Origin of the sequence: Streptomyces sp. NPDC058691 (assembly GCF_042714775.1) — a bacterium.
GTDB lineage: Bacteria > Actinomycetota > Actinomycetes > Streptomycetales > Streptomycetaceae > Actinacidiphila.
Genome location: NZ_JBHXSO010000056.1, coordinates 1 through 21,518, shown reverse-complemented (window position 1 = coordinate 21,518; position 21,518 = coordinate 1). Strand labels below are relative to the sequence as shown.

Annotated in this window: 19 protein-coding genes; 5 read left to right on the top strand and 14 right to left on the bottom strand. The window is 74.1% G+C overall.

Annotation, left to right across the window (positions count from 1 at the left end):
* Window positions 1-70: 70 nt before the first annotated feature.
* The 6 genes from ACFWVC_RS30810 to ACFWVC_RS30785 form a co-directional block, all read right to left on the bottom strand.
* Window positions 71-958, bottom strand: coding sequence for a DUF2690 domain-containing protein (locus ACFWVC_RS30810; RefSeq protein WP_384294757.1), 888 nt, complete (start codon window positions 956-958; stop codon window positions 71-73).
* Window positions 959-1,053: 95 nt separating this feature from the next.
* Window positions 1,054-1,941, bottom strand: a complete 888-nt coding sequence (locus tag ACFWVC_RS30805; RefSeq protein ID WP_384294753.1) for a helix-turn-helix domain-containing protein — start codon at window positions 1,939-1,941, stop codon at window positions 1,054-1,056.
* A gap of 94 nt (window positions 1,942-2,035) precedes the next feature.
* Window positions 2,036-2,710 carry a response regulator gene (locus ACFWVC_RS30800; protein WP_384294748.1) on the bottom strand — a complete coding sequence of 225 codons (675 nt, stop codon included), beginning with the start codon at window positions 2,708-2,710 and terminating at the stop codon, window positions 2,036-2,038.
* Window positions 2,707-3,918: a sensor histidine kinase gene (locus tag ACFWVC_RS30795; RefSeq protein ID WP_384294745.1), complete on the bottom strand. Its 1,212-nt coding sequence runs from the start codon at window positions 3,916-3,918 to the stop codon at window positions 2,707-2,709. The genes ACFWVC_RS30800 and ACFWVC_RS30795 overlap by 4 nt, the downstream gene beginning before the upstream one ends.
* 231 nt (window positions 3,919-4,149) lie before the next feature.
* The gene (locus ACFWVC_RS30790) at window positions 4,150-4,692 is read right to left on the bottom strand and encodes a DUF3017 domain-containing protein (protein WP_384294741.1); all 543 of its coding nucleotides are present in this window, start codon (window positions 4,690-4,692) and stop codon (window positions 4,150-4,152) included.
* Window positions 4,689-5,543, bottom strand: a complete 855-nt coding sequence (locus ACFWVC_RS30785) for a bifunctional methylenetetrahydrofolate dehydrogenase/methenyltetrahydrofolate cyclohydrolase (RefSeq protein WP_384294735.1) — start codon at window positions 5,541-5,543, stop codon at window positions 4,689-4,691. Before ACFWVC_RS30785 ends, ACFWVC_RS30790 begins: the two co-directional genes overlap by 4 nt.
* A 102-nt stretch (window positions 5,544-5,645) precedes the next feature.
* On the opposite strand from ACFWVC_RS30785, the gene ACFWVC_RS30780 reads away from it, so the two are divergent.
* Window positions 5,646-6,356: an RDD family protein gene (locus ACFWVC_RS30780; protein ID WP_384294731.1), complete on the top strand. Its 711-nt coding sequence runs from the start codon at window positions 5,646-5,648 to the stop codon at window positions 6,354-6,356.
* Between the two features lie 88 nt (window positions 6,357-6,444).
* Complete coding sequence (locus tag ACFWVC_RS30775; RefSeq protein ID WP_384294726.1) at window positions 6,445-7,059, top strand: hypothetical protein; 615 nt, start codon at window positions 6,445-6,447, stop codon at window positions 7,057-7,059.
* A 76-nt stretch (window positions 7,060-7,135) separates the two neighbouring features.
* Here the strand turns inward: ACFWVC_RS30775 and purH are convergent, their stop codons facing one another.
* A complete protein-coding gene (gene purH, locus ACFWVC_RS30770; RefSeq protein WP_384294719.1) occupies window positions 7,136-8,689 on the bottom strand; it encodes a bifunctional phosphoribosylaminoimidazolecarboxamide formyltransferase/IMP cyclohydrolase in 1,554 nt (517 codons plus the stop codon).
* Window positions 8,686-9,300, bottom strand: coding sequence for a phosphoribosylglycinamide formyltransferase (gene purN, locus ACFWVC_RS30765; RefSeq protein ID WP_384294713.1), 615 nt, complete (start codon window positions 9,298-9,300; stop codon window positions 8,686-8,688). Before purN ends, purH begins: the two co-directional genes overlap by 4 nt.
* A gap of 213 nt (window positions 9,301-9,513) precedes the next feature.
* On the opposite strand from purN, the gene ACFWVC_RS30760 reads away from it, so the two are divergent.
* Window positions 9,514-10,230, top strand: a complete 717-nt coding sequence (locus ACFWVC_RS30760) for a hypothetical protein (RefSeq protein WP_384294711.1) — start codon at window positions 9,514-9,516, stop codon at window positions 10,228-10,230.
* Window positions 10,231-10,309: 79 nt separating this feature from the next.
* Here ACFWVC_RS30760 and ACFWVC_RS30755 read toward each other — a convergent pair whose 3' ends face one another.
* Window positions 10,310-11,632 (bottom strand): DUF6350 family protein, encoded by a 1,323-nt coding sequence (locus ACFWVC_RS30755; protein WP_384294706.1) that lies wholly within the window; start codon window positions 11,630-11,632, stop codon window positions 10,310-10,312.
* A gap of 112 nt (window positions 11,633-11,744) precedes the next feature.
* Here ACFWVC_RS30755 and ACFWVC_RS30750 point away from each other — a divergent pair, with 112 nt between their 5' ends.
* Window positions 11,745-12,764 carry a hypothetical protein gene (locus tag ACFWVC_RS30750; protein ID WP_384294702.1) on the top strand — a complete coding sequence of 340 codons (1,020 nt, stop codon included), beginning with the start codon at window positions 11,745-11,747 and terminating at the stop codon, window positions 12,762-12,764.
* 91 nt (window positions 12,765-12,855) lie between these two features.
* On the opposite strand, the gene sucD is transcribed toward ACFWVC_RS30750, so the two are convergent.
* The 5 genes from sucD to ACFWVC_RS30725 all read right to left on the bottom strand — a co-directional run bounded on the left by sucD (window position 12,856) and on the right by ACFWVC_RS30725 (window position 19,820).
* A complete protein-coding gene (sucD, locus tag ACFWVC_RS30745; protein WP_384294697.1) occupies window positions 12,856-13,740 on the bottom strand; it encodes a succinate--CoA ligase subunit alpha in 885 nt (294 codons plus the stop codon).
* 19 nt (window positions 13,741-13,759) lie between these two features.
* Window positions 13,760-14,935, bottom strand: a complete 1,176-nt coding sequence (gene sucC, locus ACFWVC_RS30740) for an ADP-forming succinate--CoA ligase subunit beta (RefSeq protein ID WP_384294693.1) — start codon at window positions 14,933-14,935, stop codon at window positions 13,760-13,762.
* Between the two features lie 285 nt (window positions 14,936-15,220).
* A complete protein-coding gene (locus ACFWVC_RS30735) occupies window positions 15,221-16,402 on the bottom strand; it encodes a VWA domain-containing protein (protein ID WP_384294688.1) in 1,182 nt (393 codons plus the stop codon).
* Between the two features lie 8 nt (window positions 16,403-16,410).
* Window positions 16,411-18,735 carry a DUF5682 family protein gene (locus ACFWVC_RS30730; RefSeq protein ID WP_384294685.1) on the bottom strand — a complete coding sequence of 775 codons (2,325 nt, stop codon included), beginning with the start codon at window positions 18,733-18,735 and terminating at the stop codon, window positions 16,411-16,413.
* Window positions 18,732-19,820: an AAA family ATPase gene (locus ACFWVC_RS30725; protein ID WP_384294682.1), complete on the bottom strand. Its 1,089-nt coding sequence runs from the start codon at window positions 19,818-19,820 to the stop codon at window positions 18,732-18,734. The genes ACFWVC_RS30730 and ACFWVC_RS30725 overlap by 4 nt, the downstream gene beginning before the upstream one ends.
* A 165-nt stretch (window positions 19,821-19,985) precedes the next feature.
* On the opposite strand from ACFWVC_RS30725, the gene ACFWVC_RS30720 reads away from it, so the two are divergent.
* Entirely contained in the window at window positions 19,986-21,350 is a 1,365-nt protein-coding gene (locus ACFWVC_RS30720) for an SWIM zinc finger domain-containing protein (protein WP_384294679.1), read from the top strand.
* The last annotated feature ends 168 nt before the right edge of the window (window positions 21,351-21,518 follow it).

Here is a 21,518-nt window from a genome sequence, read left to right as displayed (position 1 = left end):
GCCACACCGGGTGTGGCCCCGGTCACCGCGCCCTCAGCGGGCCCTTACAGATCCGAGGCGCGCGGGGACGCTACGAACCGCCCTCCGGGGTCGCGCAGCCGTGGAGGCCCGAGGCGAGGGTGGCGCAGGCGCGGACGGCGGCAGGGGCGGGGGCGGCGAGCATGGGGGTGTACGCGGCGGCGGTCCCGCCGATGCGGGTGCGCTGGGCCGGACCGGTCGCGTGGGCGGGGCCGACGGTGAGGGTGTCGCCGAGGGCGGCGGCGGATATCCGCGCCCAGGCGGCCGCGCAGACCTCGCTGTAGCGCGCCTCGACGTAGGCGCCGCCGATCCAGGCCGAAGCCGTCGTGCGCGCGTGCGCGCCGCCGCAGCCCATGCCCTCCGGGTCCTCGCCGGTGCAGGTGGCGCCGGTGCACTTGACCCCGGCGGGGAGCCCGGCGGCGGGGGCCGGGCGGGAGGGATGCGGTGCCCGCGCTTCCCCCGCGCGGCCCGTGCCGCCGCTCCCGCCGGTGAACACGGTCGCGCCGACGACCGCCAGCACCACGGCCACCGCGCCCACGGCGAACAGCACCACGGCCCGCCGGGATGCGCGCGGGGCCCGGCCGGTGCCCGGAGGGGGCCCGAACTCGCCGAGCGCGGCGCGTGCTTCGGCGACCCGGTCGGCCTCCATGGTGACGTCGTGCCGGTCCTCGGCACGGCTCCAGGCCCGTTCGGCGACCTCCCACAGCGTGACGAGGTGGCGCGGATCCGCGCCGGTCGCCTGGGCGAGCGCCGCCACGGCGTACCGGGGCGGCAGGAGCCGGGCGGACAGATACCTCTCCCAGGAGCTTGCGCTGTACCCGGTGGCGTCGGCGAGCGCGGCGGCGCTCAGGCCGCCGCGGTCGACCTGCCGCCGCAGGCACTCGGTGAACTCCCGGACGCGCGGGTCGAGATCGTCCGCCAGCGGTCGCCAACGGTTCATGGTGCGGTCCCCCTGCTTGCCTTGCTGTCGTGCGGGTGGTGCTGACGTGCCTGCGTGCGAACGTGCCCGTGGTGGTTGCCGCGCGGGCGGCCCCGTCACCCGATGCAGATGCCGAGGACGATCAGCCCCAGGCAGATCCCATGGCCCGAGGTCGGGCTCGGGGCGGCGGAGGAGGGCGTGGGGGTCGGAGCGGCGGGCGGGGCCGTGGTGGCCGGTGGCGGCGTGGTCGCGCCGCCGCCCGGCGCCGTCGTGGCGTGGCCGGAACCGCCCGTGCCGCCGGAGTCGCCTGTGCCTCCCGTGCCGCCCGGGCCTCCCGTCGCGGGTGCGTGGCCGCCGGCGGGGCCCTCGGTCACCTCGTCGACCGGCGCCGCGGGCGTCCCGCCGTCCGGGGTGACGGCGCCGTCCCCGGTGCGTGGTGCGTCGCCGGACCGCGCCGACGTCCCCGCCGGGGTCGAGGAGGTCTTCCCGGACCGGGTCACGGGCGTCCCCGAAGCGGTGGCGGACGGCGCCCCGCCGCCCGCCGCGGCCCCCGTGGGGTGCGCCGACAGCGGCGCCTGCGCCCGCGGGGTCCCGTCGGTGGCGATCCCCGCGACGAGGAGGAGTCCGAACGCCCCTGCCAGCATCCCGAAGCCCACCAGCAGCGCCCTGCGCCGCCGCCGGGCCGCGTGCCGGGGCATGCCCTCGACCGGGGCCAGCGGATCGAGCGGATCGGAGTACGGGAAGGCGGTCAGGGTGTCGGTCACCCCGCGGTCGGCCAACTCCCACAGCGCGACCAGCCGTTCGTAGTCCGCGCCGCTCAACTGCCCCAGCACCTCGACCGCGTCCCGCGGCGGCACGCGCACACCGTTGAGGAACTGCTCCCACGCCTCGGTGCTCTGCGCCGTGCGCGCGGCCAGCGCCGGCACGCTCAGCCCGCTGCGGTCCTTCATCCTGCGCAGGTGCACGGCCAGTCGGCGCGCGGCGGCGTCAAGTGTCTCGGGCAATGGTTCCCAGCGCGCCACCACGCACCCCCCGGTTCCGTCGGTCAACCCACGGTAGCGACGCACATACGCTCGACGCTCGAAATCCGGAGAATCCTCATCCTCTTCGCGGGGTCACCAGCCCCGTCTCGTACGCAAGTACGACCGCCTGGGCGCGGCTGCCGAGCCCCAACTTGGCCATCGTGCGGTTCAGATGGGTCTTCACGGTCGCCTCGCTGATGAACAGCCGGTCGGCGATCTCCGGGTTGGACAGCCCCTTCGCGATCAGACGCAGCACCTCCACCTCGCGCGCGGTCAGCGCCGCGAGTTCAGCGGGCGCCGGCCGGCCGGGGCCCGGGGCGGGCCGGACGGGCGCGTACGCCTCGATGAGCCGCCGGGTGACGCTGGGCGCGAAGAGGGTGTCTCCCCCGGCGACGGCGTGGACGGCGGCGATCAGCCGCTCCGGGCCCGCGTCCTTGAGCAGGAAGCCCGAGGCCCCGGCGCGCAGCGCGGTGTACACGTACTCGTCGAGGTCGAAGGTGGTGAGGATGAGGACGCGCGGCGCCCGCTCGCCGGCCGCGGCCAGGATGCGCTCGGTCGCGGTGACGCCGCTGATGCCGGGCATGCGGATGTCCATCAGGATCACGTCGGGCGTGGTCTCGGCGGCCCGCTCCACGGCCTCCTCGCCGTCGCCCGCCTCCCCGACCACCTCGATACCGGGAGCCGCCCGCAGCAGCCCCACGAGGCCGGCCCGGATCAGGAACTGGTCGTCGACGACGAGCACCGTGGTCATACGTCCAATGAATCCCCTCGCCGCGCGGTCCCGCGCGCCGATGTGGGGAGTGTGAGGCGCACCTCGAAACCATCGCCGAGCGGGCCGATGTCCACCGTCCCACCGTAGAGCCTGGCGCGCTCACGCATGCCGATCAAGCCGTGACCGGCTCCCTGGGGGATTGTGGCCGGATCGGAACGACCTGACGACCCGTGCGCTCCGGCTCCGCCGCCGTCGTCGGTGACGGTGACCCGCAGCTGGTGGGGCTCGTATTCCACCGATACGCGCGCCCGCGCGTCCGGGGCGTGCTTGAGGACGTTGGTCAGCGCCTCCTGCACCACCCGGTACGCGCACAGCCCCACACCGGGCGCGACCGGGCGCGGCGCGCCCTCGATGCGCAGTTCCACCACGAGCCCCGCGGCGCGCACCCGCTCGATCATCTCCCCCATGCGGGTCACCGAGGGCATCGGATCGTACGAGGGCGAGCCGCCCTCGGGCTCCCCCGGCCCGGCGCGCAGCACCTTGAGCATGCGGCGCATCTCCTGCAGCGCCTCGCGCGTGGTGTCGGAGATGGTGTCCAGCGCCTTGCGCGCGCTCTCCGGCTCGCTGGCGAAGACGTACGAGGCCATGCCCGCCTGCACCGAGATCACGGACATGTGGTGGGCGACGACGTCGTGCAACTCCCGGGCGATACGGGCCTGCTCCTCCGCGACCGCCAGCTTGGCGGCGTCCTGCCGCTCCGAGCGCAGCCGCTCGGTGACCTCCCCGAGCCGGTCGGCGCGCTGCGCCGAGACCCGCGCGGAGTGCCCGAACCAGCACATGACCAGCGGGAACACCAGCGCCTGCGCCACCACCGTGGCCATCGAACTCTGCGCGGCCGTCAGCCCCGCATACACCCACACCCCGCCGGTCAGCGCCGCGCAGCCCAGCGCGACGCGCGGCGGACGGACGGTGGCCACACCGTAGAGCGCCATCAGCGGGGCGAGGCTGTTGACGACCGGCCAGTAGCCCGCCGCCACGAAGACCGCCCAGGCCGCGCAGACGAAGACGCTGACGCCGACCGGGAAGCGGCGGCGGGCGACGACGGGCAGGTTGACCAGCGCGGTGAGCGCATAACCGGCGGCATCCAGGCGATGCCAGTCCGGCGGTGGCTGTTCGTGTCCCAGCAGCATGCTGGCCGCCGTGAAAGCCACCGCCAGCGTCACGTCCGCCAGCACCTTGTTCCGCACGCGCGAAGCGTAGGCCAGTCGCCCGGCCCCCGCGTCAGCCCGTCGCCGTACCGCGAAAGTTGTACTCCGGCCGGAAACCTCCACCCAGAACGGGACGACCCTGCGGGCGGCCTGCCCGTACCGTCGTCGCCGGGGAGCCAGAGGGGGGCGCCCTACGCGACGGTGTCCCGTCCTCCGACGGGGGGAGGACGGGACGCCAAGTGCTGTCGCGGGCCGGTTCGCGGCGTGTGCTCAGCGCACGGAGAAGCGGACGACGTCCTCCAGGAACGGGATCTCCAGCACCGGGTGCGGCTGCGCCATCAGCGCCAGCAGCACGATCACGACGCCGAGCAGGCCGTACGTGAACACGTCCGTGAAGCGGCTGCGCACCGCCAGCATGCCGACCGAGGGCAGCGCCCAGCGCATCAGCGCGCCCGCGAGCAGCGCCGCGCCGATCAGTACCGTGCCGGCCCGCACCGTGTCGGCCGCGATGAGCACGAGCCCCATCGCCACCGCCCCGGCGACCGCCAGAATCGGCCACTGACGGGCCGGCGCGGGCGCGTCGCCCGCCGCGGCCCGGCCGCCGCCCTCGGGGCGGGCGGTGCCCTCGGTGACGGCCTGGAAACGGCGGCTGAGGCCCGCCGTGTGGTCCTGCTCCTGCACCGCCTCGGCAGTCGTCGCGGAGGCCGTCGCGGAAGCGGAGGCCGTCGCGGAAGCCGTCACCGCCGGGGTGCCGGTGCCCGTCCCCGCGGTCTCCTCGCCGGTGCCGGTCTCCCGGCCGGGGCCGCCGGTCATGAGAAGCGGCCCTCCGCGGCCTCGACCACGTTCGCCAGCAGCATCGCGCGCGTCATCGGGCCGACGCCGCCCGGGTTCGGCGAGATCCAGCCCGCGACCTCGGTCACGCCCGGGTGGACGTCGCCGACGATCTTGCCGTTCTCGTCCCGGCTCACGCCGACGTCGAGCACCGCGGCGCCCGGCCGGACGTCCTCGGGCTTGACCAGGTGCGGCACGCCCGCGGCGGCGACGATGACGTCGGCCTGGCGCAGCTGCGCCGCCAGGTCCCGGGTGCCGGTGTGGCAGAGGGTGACCGTCGCGTTCTCGGACTTGCGGGTCAGCAGCAGGCCGATCGAGCGGCCCACGGTCACCCCGCGCCCGACGACGGCCACGTGCGCGCCGTTGATCTCCACACCGTGCCGCCGCAGCAGTTCGACGATGCCGTTCGGCGTGCAGGGCAGCGGGCCGCGCTCGTTGAGGACCAGGCGGCCCAGGTTGGTGGGGTGCAGCCCGTCCGCGTCCTTGGCGGGGTCCATCAGGCCGAGGACGCGGTTGGTGTCGATGCCCTTGGGCAGCGGGAGCTGGACGATGTAACCCGTGCACTCCGGGTCCTCGTTGAGCTCGCGCACGACCGCCTCGATGTCCTCCTGCGTTGCCGTCTCCGGCAGTTCCCGCTGGATGGAGGCGATGCCGACCTCGGCACAGTCGCGGTGCTTGCCGGCGACGTACCAGCGGCTGCCCGGGTCGTCGCCGACCAGCAGGGTGCCGAGCCCCGGGGTGACCCCGCGCGCCTTGAGCGCCTGGACGCGTACGGACAGTTCTGACTTGATCGCGGCAGCAGTGGCCTTGCCATCGAGAATCTGGGCGGTCATACGTCCATCTTCTCAGGTCTGCCCCCGGACGCTGGACAGCGGATGACGCCGCCCACGACGATGTGGGCCGTCCCCACTCACATCACCGCGAAAGAAGTCACCGTGAGCTACCCGCCCGGTCCCGGCAACCCGTACGGCCAGCAGCCCGTTCCGCCGCAGCAGCCCCAGCCGCAACAGCCCTACGGCTACCCGCAGCAGCCCCCGGCACAGCCCGGCTACGGCTACCCGCAGCAGCCGCAGTCCCCGTACGGCACGGTCCCGCAGCAGGCCCAGGGCCCGTACGGCTACGGCGGATACGGCCAGCCGGCCGGACCGGTGCCCGGTATGCCGCCGTTCGCGAGCTGGGGCGCGCGGGTCGGCGCGACGCTGGTCGACTTCCTGATCGTGGGACTCGTCCCGATGATCCTGGTCGGCATCGGCTACGGGCAGTTCATCGCCGTGGCCGTGGACGCGGTGAAGGCCTGCGACGCCACCAACACCGACGTCTGCGCCGGCCCTCAGATGCCGGGCGGCGCCCTCGCCCTGATCGGAATCGGCGCCCTGCTGTCCCTCATCGGCGGGCTCTTCCTCTGCTACCGCGAGGGCAAGACCGGACAGACGCCCGGCAAGAAGGCCCTCGGCATCAGCCTGCTGCGCGAAGCCGACGGCCGTCCGCTCGGCTTCGGCATGGCCTTCGTGCGCCGGCTGTGCCACGGACTGGACGGCGCCGCCTGCTACATCGGCTACCTGTGGCCGCTGTGGGACGACAAGAAGCAGACGTTCGCCGACAAGATCCTCAGCTCGGTGGTCGTCAAGACCCAGTCGCCTCGGTGACGTTCGGCAGTAACAGCAGTAACGGCAGCAGCTGCAACAACGGCAGCAACGCCGCTCCCAAGGCCCCGTCCGCGCGAAGGAAGCAGAAGTGAGCCATCCGCCCGGCCCCGGCAATCCGTACAGCGGGCAGCCCACACCGCCGCAGCAGCCCCAGCCGGGGCCGTACGGCCCGTACGGCCATCCGCAGCAGCACCCGACCCAGCCCCACTACGGCTTCCCCCAGCAGCCACAGCAGCAATGGGGCCTGCCGCGGCAACCCCAGCCGCCGTACGGCTGGGCCGGGCAGCCGGGCGGGCCGCAGATGATGCCGTCGTCGGCGAGGACGGCCCGGGCGATGCTCTACGTGCTGGCCGGCATGTGGATCCTCAGCGGGCTGCTGGTCCTGCTGGTCGGCGTCGTGCTGGCGAACGTCGAGGACGACACCGGGCTGGCCGCGAAGTACGGCGGCCTGCTGTGGGTCGCCGGGGTGCTGGCACTGGCGCTCGCGGTGATGGCGATCGGCGTGGCGGCGAAGTACAAGACGGGCGGCAGCGGGGTCCGCACCGGGTCCATCCTGCTGGGCTCGCTGAGCCTGGCCGGTTTGCTGAGCTCCCTCGTCACGGGCGCGTTCCTGGCGGTCGTCCCGCTGGTGCCGAGCGTTCTGCTGATCGTCTTCGCCGCGAAGGCGGAGACGGCTGCGTGGTTCAAACGACCGCAGTACTGAGGCTCGTTGAACCCGCCCGTATGCCGAAGGCCCCCGCCGGTGCGGGGGCCTTCGGCATACGGGAAGCGGTTCCGCCTCAGTGGAAGAAGTGCCGCGTCCCGGTGAGGTACATGGTCACGCCCGCCTGGCGCGCCGCCTCGACGACTGCCTCGTCGCGCACCGAACCGCCCGGCTGCACCACGGCCTTGACGCCCGCGCCGGTCAGCACCTCCAGTCCGTCCGGGAACGGGAAGAAGGCGTCGGACGCCGCGTAGGAGCCGGCCGCGCGCTCCTCGCCGGCCCGCTGGACGGCGAGCTTGGCGGAGTCGACGCGGTTGACCTGGCCCATGCCGACCCCGACCGTCGCGCCGTCCTTGGCCAGCAGGATGGCGTTGGACTTCACGGCCCGGCAGGCCCGCCACGCGAAGGCGAGGTCGGCCAGCTCCTCTTCCGCCAGCGGCTCGCCGGTCGCCAGGGTCCAGGTGGCCGGGTCGTCGCCGGTGGCCTGCAGGCGGTCCTTCTCCTGCAGCAGCAGTCCGCCCTCGACCGGGCGGAACTCCGTCACCGCGACGGGCGCCTCGGGGCAGCGCAGCACACGGATGTTCTTCTTGCGGGCCAGGACCTCGACCGCGCCCTCCTCGAAGTCCGGCGCCACGATGACCTCGGTGAAGATGTCCGCGACCTGCTCGGCCATGGCCACGCTCACCGGCCGGTTGACGGCGATGACGCCGCCGAACGCCGACAGGGGGTCGCAGGCGTGCGCCTTGCGGTGCGCCTCGGCCACGTCGTCGCCGACCGCGATGCCGCACGGGTTGGCGTGCTTGATGATCGCGACGCAGGGCTCGGTGTGGTCGTACGCCGCCCGGCGCGCGGCCTCGGTGTCCACGTAGTTGTTGTAGGACATCTCCTTGCCGTGCAGCTGCTCGGCCGTGGCCAGACCCGCGCTGCCGTCCGTGTAGAGGGCGGCGGCCTGGTGCGGGTTCTCGCCGTAGCGCAGCACGTTCTTGCGCTCGTAGGTGGCGCCCAGGAAGTCCGGGAAGGCGCTGTCGTCGGCCGGCGCGTAGGAGTCGGCGAACCAGCTCGCGACCGCGACGTCGTACGCGGCGGTGTGCCGGAACGCCTCGGCGGCCAGGCGCTTGCGGGTGGAGAGGTCGAAGCCGCCCTCGCGGACGGCGGCGAGCACGTCCGCGTAGCGCTCGGGGCTGGTCACGACCGCGACGGACGGGTGGTTCTTGGCGGCGGCGCGCACCATCGAGGGGCCGCCGATGTCGATCTGCTCGACGCACTCGTCGTCCGAGGCGCCGGACGCGACGGTCTCGCGGAAGGGGTAGAGGTTGACCACGACCAGGTCGAAGGGCTCGACGCCCAGCTCCTCCAGCTGCCTGCGGTGGTCCTCCAGGCGCAGGTCGGCGAGGATGCCCGCGTGCACCCTCGGGTGCAGGGTCTTCACCCGGCCGTCCAGGCACTCGGGGAAGCCGGTCAGCTCCTCCACCTTCGTCACCGGCACCCCGGCGGCGGCGATCCGCCCGGCCGTCGAGCCGGTGGAGACCAGCTGGACGCCCGCCTCGTGCAGACCGCGGGCCAGCTCCTCCAGACCGGTCTTGTCGTAGACGCTGACCAGCGCGCGCCGGATCTCCCGCTTGGTACTCACGGCAACAGAACCTTTCGTCCCTCAATGCGATACCCGTCGCGGGACAACCGCCCCACGACGTCGACGAGCAGCCTTCGCTCGACTTCCTTGATGCGCTCGTGGAGCGCTTCCTCCGTGTCGTCCTCCCGCACCTCGACCACGCCCTGGGCGATGATCGGGCCGGTGTCGACGCCGTCGTCGACGAAGTGGACGGTGCAGCCGGTGACCTTCGCGCCGTACGCGAGGGCGTCTCGCACCCCGTGCGCGCCCGGGAAACTCGGCAGCAGCGCCGGATGGGTGTTGACGACGCGGCCGCCGAACCGGGCCAGGAACTCCTTGCCCACGATCTTCATGAAGCCGGCCGAGACGACCAGGTCGGGCTCGTACGCCGCGACGGCCCCGGCCAGCGCCGCGTCCCAGGCCGCGCGGTCGCCGTGGTCCTTCACCCGGCACACGAAGGTCGGCACCCCGGCGCGCTCCGCGCGCTCCAGTCCCGCGATGCCGGAGCGGTCCGCGCCCACGGCGACGACGTGCGCTCCGGCGTCCAGCAGCGCCTGCAGGTTCGTGCCCGAACCGGAGACGAGCACGACGAGTCGGGCGGGGCGGGAAAGGGGCGGAAACACTGCGGCCACTGCGGGTCAACTCTCGGGTCCGGCGCTTTGGAGGATCGTACGACTCGCAGATCTCTCGTATTCCGGGGAACCCTACGAGCCCGTCGACCGTCAGCAACGATACCGGCACACCCGACCGCCCCCCACGGGACGGGGGAGCGCGCGAGCGGTAGCGTCTGGGAAGAGAACGGCGTAGTGACGCGTCCGACAACTCGAGGAGTCGACGGCAAGGGGATGACCCAGGCAACCATGAGCAGTGGCCGCGGCCATGAACAGGACAACCCGTTCGCTCCGCCGCCGGAGAACGCTCCCGACCAGCCGTGGCAGCCGCGCCGGCCGCAGCAACCCACGGACGAGCAGGACTCCGACAAGCGGCCCACGCCACCCCCGCCTCCCGCATGGGGCAGCCAGTGGAGCGACCGGCAGCCCCGGCGCGACGACGGCGGTCTCGGCGGCCGCCCCGGCGGTGACGGCGGCTACGGCGGCCGCCGCCCGGACGGGCCCCGGTTCGACCCGACCGACCCGGCGCAGCGGCGTGCCCGCTACGCCCTGCTGTGCGGCATGTGGGGACTGTTCTTCGCCCTGCTGCTCGGCTGGACGTACCTCGCCCTGCTGCTCGGCGGGCTCGCTCTCTACTGGGGCGTCAACGCGCTCCGCATGAAGCCGGAGGAACGCGCCAAGGCCCGCGCCGAGGCCGCCGCCCTGCTGGCCGACGGCCCCGCCGAGCCCCCGCCCCCGCCGGCCGACCCCAACGCCAAGCCGCAGCGACCCGCCGCCGTCGGCGGCATCGTCATGGGCGCCCTCGCGGTCGGGCTCGTCGCCGGCCTGCTCAGCAGCGAGTACGCCTATCGCGACTACTACGCCTGCGTCAGCGACTCCCTCACCCAGTCGGCCCGCGACTCCTGCGCCCACGACATGCCGGCCCCGCCGGTCTGGCTCCGCAAGTCCTGATCACCACTGCGCCCGCCGGGTCCCTGCCGTCACCGACGCCAGGGGCCCGGCGTTCGCGTATCCGCCTGTGGCGCGATGATCAGGCCGGATCCGTGGCCTCGGCATCGGTATCGACATCGGCATCAGTGCCGGTCTCGTCGTCCTCGTCGAAGACGGCACGGGACGCGCGATAGCGGCGGACCAGGCGCACGAGGAGGGCGGTGGGGGTGCCGATGGCGGCCGTCCAGCCGACGGCCGCCGCCGCGATGAGCCAGCGTGAGGGGCCGAAGTCCGCGAGGGCCCCCGAGCCGAGGGGGCCGGCGGCGAGCTCCGTGAGCAGGCCGAGGACCACCCCGCAGGCCATGCCGCCGAGTGCCGCACGGGCGGCCGTGCGGCCCACGCTCGCGGAGGCTTCGCGGTCGACCGCGAACCAGCCCACCGCCACCCCCGCGACGGCCGGCACCAGCAGCGCGAGCCAGGTCAGCACCGTGCCCGGCCCGGCGTGCGGCAGCGCGGCAAGGAGCGGGAAGTCGGGCAGCACCGGATCGCCGACCGTCCCGGCGGGCCGGACGACCGCCTCCGTACCGAGGGAGAACCCCGGCCCGAGGGCGTAGGCCGCGCCCCACACCGCCGCGTTCGGGATGAGCGCGACCGACAGGGCGAGCACCGCCAGCCGCCCGGACAGCGCCTCGCTGAGCCGGCTGAAGGACGCCCCGGTCGCCCAGGGATGCAGGATCAGCGTGACCGCCGTGAGCGCAGCGCCGCCCGCGAGCAGCACCGCCACCCCGGCCGCCGCGGACCGGGTCACCGGCCCGACCTCCCCGGCCGGCACCCGGTCGGTCACCCGGTGGAATGCCGCCGGAAGGGGGATGTGCGGCCGCCCCCGTTCGGCCCACGCCCCCGCGGCGGATGCCAGGGCGGCGACCACGGGAACGTGGAGCGCGGCACTGAGCGCGTCGCTGCGCACCGGCCCGTACGAGGTGAAGATGGCCGCGCCCGCGGCCACCGCGACGTACCCGCCGATCAGCCAGGCCACGGCGGACGCCGCCGCCCGGTCGGTGGACGCGGGGGCGGCCGCGTCGGCGCCCGCCCGGTACAGCAGCCAGACCGGGAACGCGGCCAGGAGCAGCGGCGTGACCCCGACCGGCGCGGGGACGCCGGAGACCGTCTCCATCCGCACCAGGTCCGTGCCGTGCGCCAGCAGCCAGCAGTCGGCGGCGATGTGCAGGGCCCCGTACAGACCACTGTCGGGGAACGGCGAGATGATCCAGAGGAACAGCACCAGCACGGCGAAGCCGCCGAGCCCGAGCCCGGCGGCGAGCACGCCGCCGGTGAAGGCGGGCACGGACTCCGCGGTACGCAGGGCCTCGTGCGCAGCCCGGACACGGCGGAAGACAAGGCTCACAGCGCGTGCGGCGGTCACGGCACCCCATGCTGCCAAGAAGACCCGTTTTACCGTCGCAGCATGCGAATGTCCGTCGTGTCGCGGAATATGGCGTTATGCGCATCTTCACACGATCCGAGTGGTCGATCGCATGACCCGCACCCACCTGACGAAGACGGCACGGACCGCCAAGAAACGGCGGTCCCACCCACAGCCCGCGACGACCCCGCGGACCGCGCCGGCGACTCCGCCCCCGGCCGCCCCTCGCGAGGGGACGGCCGGGCCCGCGGGGCCGCCGCGCGCGCCCCGGGCCGAGGCACCCCGCGCTCCGCGCTCCGGGCTGCCCTCCGCACCGCCGGGGGAGTCCGGCGCGCCCGGACCGGTGGGCGCGGACGCGACGGTCGAGGAGTCCGAGCAGCCCAAGGCATCGGCGAAACAGGCCAGGGCGGCGGCAAGAGCGGCGGAGAAGCAGACCAAGGCCGCGGCCAAGGAGGCCGAGGCGGCCGCGGAAGAGGCGGAGCTGCGCGTCGCCGAGGCCGCCGAGGCCACCTTCGACACGCTCTACGCGCACGCCGCCCCCGCTCTGATCCGCCAGGTCGAGGTGCTCACCGGCAACGAGGAACTGGCCCGGCACGCGGTCCACCGCGCCTTCGACCGGGCCTGGCAGCGCTGGCCAGAGGTCGCGGCCGACCCCGATCCCGTCGGCTGGCTCCGTTCCCAGGCGTTCGAGCTCGCGCTGGCCCCCTGGCAGCAGTTCGTGCCCTGGCACCGCACACGGCGCCGCGCCCGCGGCGACCTGCAGCGGCTGCCCCGCGGTGCCCGTCACGCCGTGCTGCTCCACGAGGGCCTCGGCCTCGGCCTGCGCCACACCGCCGCCGAGAGCATGGCCAGCACGCCCACGACGGCGGCGCGCATCATCCGGGCCCGTGACACGCTCGGCGAGGAGGCGGTCGCGGGACTCGCGGGCCTCCTGAGCGAACCGCGCGTGCCCGAGTTCCCCGCGGAGCAGGTGCGCGAGATGAGCGAGGTACGGCTGCGGCGCCAGACCGTCGGATCGGTCGCCGCCACGGTCGTCCTCGCGCTGCTGACGGCCGGCGGGCTCGTCTTCGGCCCGCTCAGCGACCACTTCTCGGTGTCGACGCCGCTGATCGACATCCGTTTCTCCCCCTGACGCCGGTTCCGTTCTTCCGGAGACGGCAGCGGGGCCGCCCCCCGAAGGGAGCGGGCCCGCCGCTGTACGACGTACGCCCTGGGCCGGGTGATCAGCCCTGGAGGATGGCGCGCGCGAGGCGGGCCGTCTCCGACGGGGTCTTGCCCACCTTGACGCCGGCGGCCTCGAGGGCCTCCTTCTTCGCCTGGGCGGTGCCGGAGGAGCCGGAGACGATGGCGCCGGCGTGGCCCATGGTCTTGCCCTCGGGGGCGGTGAAGCCCGCGACGTAGCCGACGACCGGCTTGGTGACGTGCTCGGCGATGAAGGCCGCGGCACGCTCCTCGGCGTCGCCGCCGATCTCGCCGATCATGACGATCAGGTCGGTGTCGGGGTCGTCCTGGAACGCCTTCAGCGCGTCGATGTGGGTGGTGCCGATGATCGGGTCACCGCCGATGCCCACGGCCGACGAGAAGCCGATGTCGCTGAGCTCGTACATCATCTGGTAGGTCAGCGTGCCGGACTTCGACACCAGGCCGATACGGCCGGCGGTGCTGATGTCGGCCGGGATGATGCCCGCGTTGGACTGGCCGGGGGTGATCAGGCCGGGGCAGTTCGGGCCGATGATCCGGGTCTTGTTGCCCTTGCTGCCCGCGTACGCCCAGAAGGAGGCGGTGTCGTGGACGGCGATGCCCTCGGTGATCACGACCGCGAGGCCGATGCCGGCGTCGATGGCCTCGACGACCGCGTCCTTGGCGAACTTCGGCGGGACGAAGATGACGGTGACGTCGGCACCGGTCTTCTCCATGGCCTCGGCGACGGAGCCGAAGACCGGCACCTCGGTGCCGTCGAAGTCCACGCTGGTGCCGGCCTTGCGCGGGTTCACGCCACCGACGATGTTGGTGCCCGAGGCGAGCATGCGCCGGGTGTGCTTGGTGCCCTCGGAACCGGTCATCCCCTGGACGATGACCTTGCTTTCCTTGGTCAGGAAGATAGCCATGATGTGGTGACCTGTTCCCTTACTTCGCAGCCAGCTCGGCGGCGCGCTCGGCGGCGCCGTCCATGGTGTCGACCTGCTCGACCAGCGGGTGGTTGGCGTCGGTCAGGATCTGCCGACCCAGCTCCGCGTTGTTGCCGTCCAGACGGACGACGAGCGGCTTGGTGACCTCCTCGCCCTTGGACTTGAGCAGCTCCAGGGCCTGGACGATGCCGTTGGCGACCGCGTCGCAGGCGGTGATGCCACCGAAGACGTTGACGAAGACGGACTTGACGTCCGGGTCGCCGAGGATGATCTCAAGACCGTTGGCCATGACCTCGGCGGAGGCACCACCACCGATGTCGAGGAAGTTGGCGGGCTTGACGTTGCCGTGGCCCTCGCCGGCGTAGGCGACGACGTCCAGGGTGCTCATGACGAGACCCGCGCCGTTGCCGATGATGCCGACCTCGCCGTCGAGCTTGACGTAGTTCAGGCCCTTGGCCTTGGCCGCGGCCTCCAGCGGGTTGGCGGAGGCGTGGTCGACCAGCGCCTCGTGCTCCGGCTGGCGGAAGTCGGCGTTCTCGTCCAGCGAGACCTTGCCGTCGAGCGCGATGACGCGGCCGTCGGCGACCTTGGCGAGCGGGTTGACCTCGACGAGGAGCGCGTCCTCGGCGATGAAGGTCTTCCACAGGGTCTGCAGGATCTCGACGACCTGGTCGGCGACGTCGGCCGGGAAGGCGGCCGCATCGACGATCTCGCGGGCCTTCTCCGGGGTGACGCCCTCGTTGGCGTCCACGGCGATCTTCGCGAGGGCCTCGGGCTTGGTCGCCGCGACCTCCTCGATCTCCATGCCGCCCTCGACCGAGGCCATCGCCAGGAAGGTCCGGTTGGCGCGGTCCAGCAGGAAGGAGACGTAGTACTCGGAGGCGATCTCCGGGGCCAGCTCGGCCAGCATCACCTTGTGGACCGTGTGGCCCTTGATGTCCATGCCGAGGATCTGGCCGGCCTTGGCCACCGCGTCCTCGGGGTCCGACGCGACCTTCACGCCGCCGGCCTTGCCTCGGCCACCGGTCTTCACCTGTGCCTTGACGACAGCCTTGCCACCGAGCCGCTCCGCGACCTCGCGCGCCGCCTCAGGCGTGTCGATGACTTCACCGGCCAGCACCGGTACACCGTGCTTGGCGAAGAGGTCCCTCGCCTGGTACTCGAACAGGTCCACGCGCGTCCGTCCTTGGTAATCGCGGGTTCGTTGATGGCGTGAGCGTGCCGGGGGCGGTCGTCGCTGACGTCTTCGTAACGATCCATGCGTACGGTCGTACGGGGGGCGCACACGTCGGCCGAGCACGCGGCATGTCCGTTTGGCAGGTTAGCGCCGCGCGGGCGGCACGGCTAAATCCCAGGTCGCGGACGGGCGGTGAGAACAGTCACAGACCGCGCCCGCGACGAGGCGGGGTTACTCCATTCGGGTGACGCGTTCGGGGGCATGGACGGTGCGGGAGCGGCCTCATCCCTCCGGCACGGGCAACGGCCGCTTCTCTATCGCCGCCGCCATGATCTCCGGGAAGAGGTCGGGCGTGCAGGCGAAGGCGGGGGCGCCGAGGGCCGCCAGGGCGGCGGCGTGCTCGCGGTCGTAGGAAGGGGCGCCCTCGTCGGACAGCGCGAGCAGGGCGACGAACTGGACGCCGGAGGCCTTCATCGCCGCGACGCGCTTGAGCATCTCGTCCCGTATGCCGCCCTCGTAGAGGTCGCTGATGAGCACCACGACGGTGTCGGCCGGGCGCGTGACGAGCGACTGGCAGTAGGCCAGGGCCCGGTTGATGTCGGTGCCGCCGCCGAGCTGGGTGCCGAAGAGCACGTCGACGGGATCGTCCAGCTGCTCGGTGAGGTCGACGACGGCGGTGTCGAAGACGACCAGTTTGGTGTCGATGCTGCGCATCGAGGCGAGGACCGCGCCGAAGACCGAGGCGTAGACGACCGAGGCGGCCATCGAACCGGACTGGTCGATGCAGAGGACGACGTCCTTCTTCACCGCCTGGGCGGCACGGCCGTGGCCGATCAGCCGCTCGGGGACGACCGTGCCGTGCTCCGGCAGGTAGTGCCGCAGATTGGCGCGGATGGTGCGGTCCCAGTCGATGTCGCGGTGGCGCGGGCGGTTGATCCGCGCCGAGCGGTCCAGGGCCCCGGTGAGGGTCGCACGGGTGCGGGTGGCCAGGCGCTTCTCCAGGTCCTCCACGACCTTGCGGACCACGGCGCGGGCGGTCTCCTTCGTCGTTTCCGGCATGGCCTTGTTGAGCGACAGCAGCGTGCCGACCAGATGCACGTCGGCCTCGACCGCCTCCAGCATCTCCGGTTCCAGCAGCAGCGCGGACAGCCCGAGCCGGTCGATGGCGTCGCGCTGCATCACCTGGACGACACTGCTCGGGAAGTAGGTGCGGATGTCACCCAGCCACCGTGCGACCTGCGGCGCGGAACCGCCCAGCCCGGCGGAGCGCGGTCTGCCCCGCCCGGGCGTCCCGCCGTCGGCGCGCGGACCGGATCCGTACAGCGCCTCCAGCGTCTGGTCCATCGCGGCGTCGCGGCCGGTGAGCGCGTGGCCGGTGCCGTCGGCGGGGCCGCCGCCCAGCACCAGCCGCCAGCGGCGCAGCCGCTCCTCGCCGTCGATGGCGGTGCCGGTGTCCGTACTCATGGCGCCGTTCATGTCGCCGTCCCCCCTGTCGGTCCTGTCGGTCGGTCGTGTCCCAGCAGCAGCCGGAGGGTCGGCAGTACCGCGTCCGCCCTGGCCTGGTCCAGCCGGGCGGCGAAGCCCGGCGCGCCCTCCCCCGCCGGCTCCGGCGACCCGCCCGGGCCGCGCCGCACCAGCTCCCCCACGGTGCGCCGGACGCCCGCGTCGAACTCGCCGAACGTGCGCCTCAGCAACGGCAGTACGTCGTCGAAGGCGGCGGCCGGGACCGCGGACAGCCAGTCGTCGACCAGGGCGAGCAGCCGCGCGTCGTGGACGAGCAGCATCCCGCCGCCGGCGAGGAAGCCCTCCGCCCAGGCGGCAGCCTCCTGCGGCGGTGTCCCGGCCGACAGGGCCAGCCCCATCAGGCGGGCCGTCTCCTCAGCCTCCAGCCGTCCGTCGTCCAGCAACAGGCGGGCGGCGCTGCCGCGCAGCAGGCCGGGCATCCCGCGGTCGCGCACGGCCAGGGTCCGCAGGACCCCCGCCCAGCGCGCGCGCAGCCCGTCGTCGGCGAGCAGGACCACCGCCTCCTGCACGCCCTGGACATGGCCGCGCATCTCGGCCGCTCCGTCGGCGTCCAGCCCGGCGCAGGCGGGCGGCAGGCCCACGCATATCCGCTCCGCCAGCCCCTCGGCGACCTCGCGCAGCGCGGCCGCGTCCGTGCCCCGGACGTCGCCGTAGCGGACGGACCGCACCAGCGCGGGCAGCGCCTGCGCGAGGTGGCCGACGTCGGCGTCGAGCGCGGCACGGTCGGCGAGCACCCGCATCACGGTCGGCAGCGCGCCGGGCAGGTCCGCGAGCAGGCAGCGCTCGGCGAGTCCGGTGACCTCGGCGAGCGCGGTCGCCCCCGTCGCCTCGTCCTCCGCCTTGGCGGTGGCGGCCGACGACACGGTGGTCCCCCACACACCGGCCTCGGCGACCCGCACCGCCCACTCGGGCTCCCAGCGCAGCCGCCAGGTCTCGCGGAAGGTGCCGGTGCCGGCCCGCGACCGGGCGGGCTCGCCCCAGCCGATGCCGAGCAGGCGCAGCCGGTGCAGCAGGCGGCTGCGGCCGGCGTCGATCTCCTTGCGCAGGTCCAGCTCCACCTCCCTCTCCAGTGCCTCCGGCTTCAGCCGGAGCCTGCGCTGCTCGCGCGCCAGGTCGCGGGCGAGCGGCACCGCGGGGGCGCCGTCCGGGACCTCGCCCAGCACGTCCCCGACGACCAGGCGGTCCCGGATGAGCTCCATGGGCACATCGGACCCGTCGCACATCACGGCCCGTATCGCGTCGGTCGTCTCGCCCAGTCCGGCCAGCGGGCGGCCGCGCATCGCGGCGAGCGTGTCGGCGAGCCGCACCGCCTCGATGACGTGCGCGGAGGACACCGGCAGGTCCTCCTCCCGCAACAGCCCGGCGACCTTGGTCATCCAGCGCGTGACGGGCCGGTCCGGCGCGGTGAAGAGATGCCGGTACCAGCCGGGCGAGGCGATCCCGGCCCCGTACCCGCCGGCCCGGGACAGCCTCCGGTGGGTCCAGGGCACCCAGGTGATCTCGACCTTGGCCTTCGGCAGCCCCTTCAGCAGCGCCCGGTCGGCGGTCACGCCGGTCCTGGCCGCCAGGGCGGGCACGTGCCAGGCACCGCAGACCACGGCGACCCGTTCGTGCTCACGTCGGGCGTCGCGGATCCGCAGCCGCATGTGCGCCTCACGCACGGTGTCCTGCGGATGCCCCCCGTCCCCGTACGCCTCGCGCAGCGCCCCCATGGCCTCGGCGACCGCTCCGAACGCCGCGAGCGCGTCGTCGCCGTCGTCCGCCTCGTCCGCGTGCTCCCCGCGGCCCCGGTGCTCGACTGCGTCCTCCCACCACCGCTCGGGGTCGTCGTAACCGGCGGTCCGCGCGAGCACGGCGATCGGATCGATCCGCACCCGGGCGTCCCCGTCCCCCGCCGGCTCCCCGCCGGGTTCGCCCTCCCCTTCCTGCCCGTCCCCCATGTACTCGCGCATCAGCAGCGAATGGGCCGCCGGCAGGTCGATGAAGCGCACCGGCACCCCCCGCTCGGCCGCCCAGCGGATCGCCTCCCACTCCGGGGAGAAATCCGCGAACGGCCAGAACCCGGCCCGGGACGGCTCGTCGACGACGTGCGCGAGCAGCGCGACCGGGGGCCGCATGCCCGGCTCGGCGGCCAGCCCCACGACGGCGTCCGCCTCCGGCGGCCCCTCGATCAGCACGATCCGCGGCGCGTACCGGTCGAGCGCCGCGCGGACCCCGCGGGCCGACCCAGGCCCGTGGTGCCGCACCCCCAGCAGCGCCACCCCGTCCGTCACGGCGTCACCTCACGGCAGGCGCGGTAGAAGTCCTTCCAGCCCTCCCGCTCCCGGACCACCGTCTCCAGATACTCCCGCCACACCACACGGTCGGCCGCCGGGTCGCGGACCACCGCGCCGAGGATGCCCGCCGCCACGTCCCCGGCGCGCAGCACGCCGTCCCCGAAGTGGGCCGCGAGCGCGAGCCCGTTGGTGACCACCGAGATGGCCTCGGCCGTGGAGAGCGTGCCCGAGGGGGACTTGACCTTGGTCCTGCCGTCGGCGGTGACTCCGCCGCGGAGCTCGCGGAAGACCGTGACGACCCGCAGGATCTCCTCCGCGCCCGCGGGCGCGGAGGGCAGGTCCAGCGAGCGGCCCAGCTGCCCGACCCGGCGGCTGACGATGTCGACCTCCTCCTCCACGGTCGCCGGCAGCGGCAGCACGACGGTGTTGAAACGCCTGCGCAGCGCGCTGGACAGGTCGTTGACCCCGCGGTCCCGGTCGTTGGCGGTCGCGATGAGGTTGAAGCCGCGCACCGCCTGGGTCTCGGCACCCAGCTCCGGTATCGGCAGCGTCTTCTCGGACAGGATCGTGATGAGGGTGTCCTGCACGTCCGCGGGGATGCGGGTCAGTTCCTCGACACGCGCGATGCGGCCCTCGGCCATCGCCCGCATGACCGGGCCGGGCACCAGCGCGTCCCGGGTCGGGCCGTTGGTGAGCAGCTGCGCGTAGTTCCACCCGTAGCGGATTGCCTCCTCCGGTGTGCCGGCGGTGCCCTGCACGAGGAGGGTGGAGTCACCGCTGACGGCGGCCGCCAGATGCTCCGACACCCAGGTCTTGGCGGTGCCGGGCACCCCGAGCAGCAGCAGGGCCCGGTCCGTGGCGAGGGTGCTGACCGCGACCTCGACGATGCGGCGCGGGCCCACGTACTTGGGTGTGACGACCGTGCCGTCGGGAAGCTCGCCGCCCAGCAGATACGTGGCGACCGCCCACGGCGACAGATTCCAGCGGGCCGGGCGCGGCCGGTCGTCGGCCGCCGCGAGAGCCTTGAGCTCATGGGCGAACGCGTCTTCGGCATGCGGCCGGAGTGCGGTGTCCGCGGACATGGTTCTCCCCCTGTTCTGGGCACGTCGGATGAGGCGGACGCTCCGTCAGACCCCCTGCGTCGTCCGCGGTTCCCACGATGCACGACCCCACTGACAATCGCCCTCCGCGGACACATGACGCCAGGTCAGAGCCGATTGTCAGTGCCCGGACCTACCGTCTTGGGCATGGACGGGATGGACGAACAGCGACCCGAGCGGTGGACCGCCGACCAGGTCCTGGCCCTCGCGCCCGACGCGTCGTCGCGGAAGGCCGGGACGGGTCTGGCGGCGGCCGCGCGCTGGTCGGGCACGGGGACGACGGGCACAGCGGTGTGGGGGCTGTGCGCGGGCAGCGGCAGCAAGCCGTACCAGACGGTGGTGGACACGGCAGGCCCCGGCAGCAAGTGCAGCTGCCCGAGCCGGAAGTTCCCCTGCAAGCACGCCATCGGACTGCTGTTGCTGTGGTCCGGGGGCGAGGTCGGGCCGGCCGCACACGGGGGCGGCCGGCCCGACTGGGTCGTCGAATGGCTCGACGCGCGCCGTGCCCGCGAGGAACGCAAGGCCGCCCCGGCCACCGCCGCCGGCGGTGACCCCGAGGCGGCGCGCAAGCGGGCCGAGCAGCGGGCGCGCCGCGTCGCCGCCGGGGCGGCCGAACTGGAGCGGCGGCTGACGGATCTGCTCGCCGGGGGCCTGGCCGGCGCCGACCGCGAGGGCTACGGGCGGTGGGAGGAGACCGCGGCCCGGATGGTCGACGCCCAGGCGCCCGGGCTCGCCTCGCGGGTGCGTGAGCTGGGCACGGCGGCCGCCTCGGGGGGCGACTGGCCGTCCCGGCTGCTGGAGGAGACCGCGCTGCTGCATCTGCTGGCCCGCGGCTGTCTGGGGCACGACCGGCTTCCCGGGCCCCTGGCCGCGACGGTGCGCACGCGGGTGGGTTTCACGGTGGACTCGGCGGAGCTGCTGGCCGGGCCCACCGTGCGTGACCACTGGCTGGTGCTGGCCCAGCACGACTCGGCCGACGACCGGCTGACCACCCGCCGCATATGGCTGCACGGCCGGGACACCGGGCGGCCCGCGCTGCTGCTGTCGTTCGGCGCGGCCGGCCGGGCCCCCGAACTCGCCCTGCCGGTCGGGCTCGGGGTCGACGCCGAGCTGGCCTTCCACCCCGGCGCCCGGCCGCTGCGGGCCGTGCTCGGGACCCGGCACGGCCCGCCCACCCCCGGCGCCGTGCCGCCGGGGGTGGGGGTCGGCGCGGCACTGGAGTCGTACGGGGAGGCCGTGGCGGACGACCCGTGGCTGGACGCCTGGCCCGTTGTCCTCGCCGGGGTCGTGCCGGTGCCGGGCGACACGGGCTGGCAGCTCGCCGACACGACGGGGCCCGACGCGGTGCCGGTGGCCGCGGGCGACGGCGGCGGCGCCGGTGGGCTGTGGCGCCTGGCGGCGGTCTCGGGGGGCCGGCCGGTGACGGTCTTCGGCGAGCTGGGACACCGCGGCTTCCGGCCCTGCACGGCCTGGGGCGAGGGCGGCACGGAGGCGGTCGTCCTGGCGCCGTAGCGCCGGTACCGCGGACACACGCGAACGACACCGAAGGGGGACGCATGGAGACGACGGCCTGGACCGATCTCGTCGGGACCGCCCTGATGGGCACCGAACGCAAGGGCGGGACTCCCGCCGAACTGCTCGACACCGCCGCGGTCGCCGTCGTACGGCGCCGTGCGGGGC

What these genes read in the sequence shown, in the direction of transcription:
- ACFWVC_RS30810 (WP_384294757.1), bottom strand. Translation starts at nt 958, where the DNA reads ATGAACCGTTGGCGACCGCTGGCGGACGATCTCGACCCGCGCGTCCGG.
- ACFWVC_RS30800 (WP_384294748.1), bottom strand. Translation starts at nt 2,710, where the DNA reads ATGACCACGGTGCTCGTCGTCGACGACCAGTTCCTGATCCGGGCCGGC.
- ACFWVC_RS30790 (WP_384294741.1), bottom strand. Translation starts at nt 4,692, where the DNA reads ATGACCGGCGGCCCCGGCCGGGAGACCGGCACCGGCGAGGAGACCGCG.
- ACFWVC_RS30785 (WP_384294735.1), bottom strand. Translation starts at nt 5,543, where the DNA reads ATGACCGCCCAGATTCTCGATGGCAAGGCCACTGCTGCCGCGATCAAG.
- ACFWVC_RS30760 (WP_384294711.1), top strand. Translation starts at nt 9,514, where the DNA reads ATGACCCAGGCAACCATGAGCAGTGGCCGCGGCCATGAACAGGACAAC.
- ACFWVC_RS30750 (WP_384294702.1), top strand. Translation starts at nt 11,745, where the DNA reads ATGACCCGCACCCACCTGACGAAGACGGCACGGACCGCCAAGAAACGG.
- sucD (WP_384294697.1), bottom strand. Translation starts at nt 13,740, where the DNA reads ATGGCTATCTTCCTGACCAAGGAAAGCAAGGTCATCGTCCAGGGGATG.
- ACFWVC_RS30735 (WP_384294688.1), bottom strand. Translation starts at nt 16,402, where the DNA reads ATGAGTACGGACACCGGCACCGCCATCGACGGCGAGGAGCGGCTGCGC.
- ACFWVC_RS30725 (WP_384294682.1), bottom strand. Translation starts at nt 19,820, where the DNA reads ATGTCCGCGGACACCGCACTCCGGCCGCATGCCGAAGACGCGTTCGCC.
- ACFWVC_RS30720 (WP_384294679.1), top strand. Translation starts at nt 19,986, where the DNA reads ATGGACGGGATGGACGAACAGCGACCCGAGCGGTGGACCGCCGACCAG.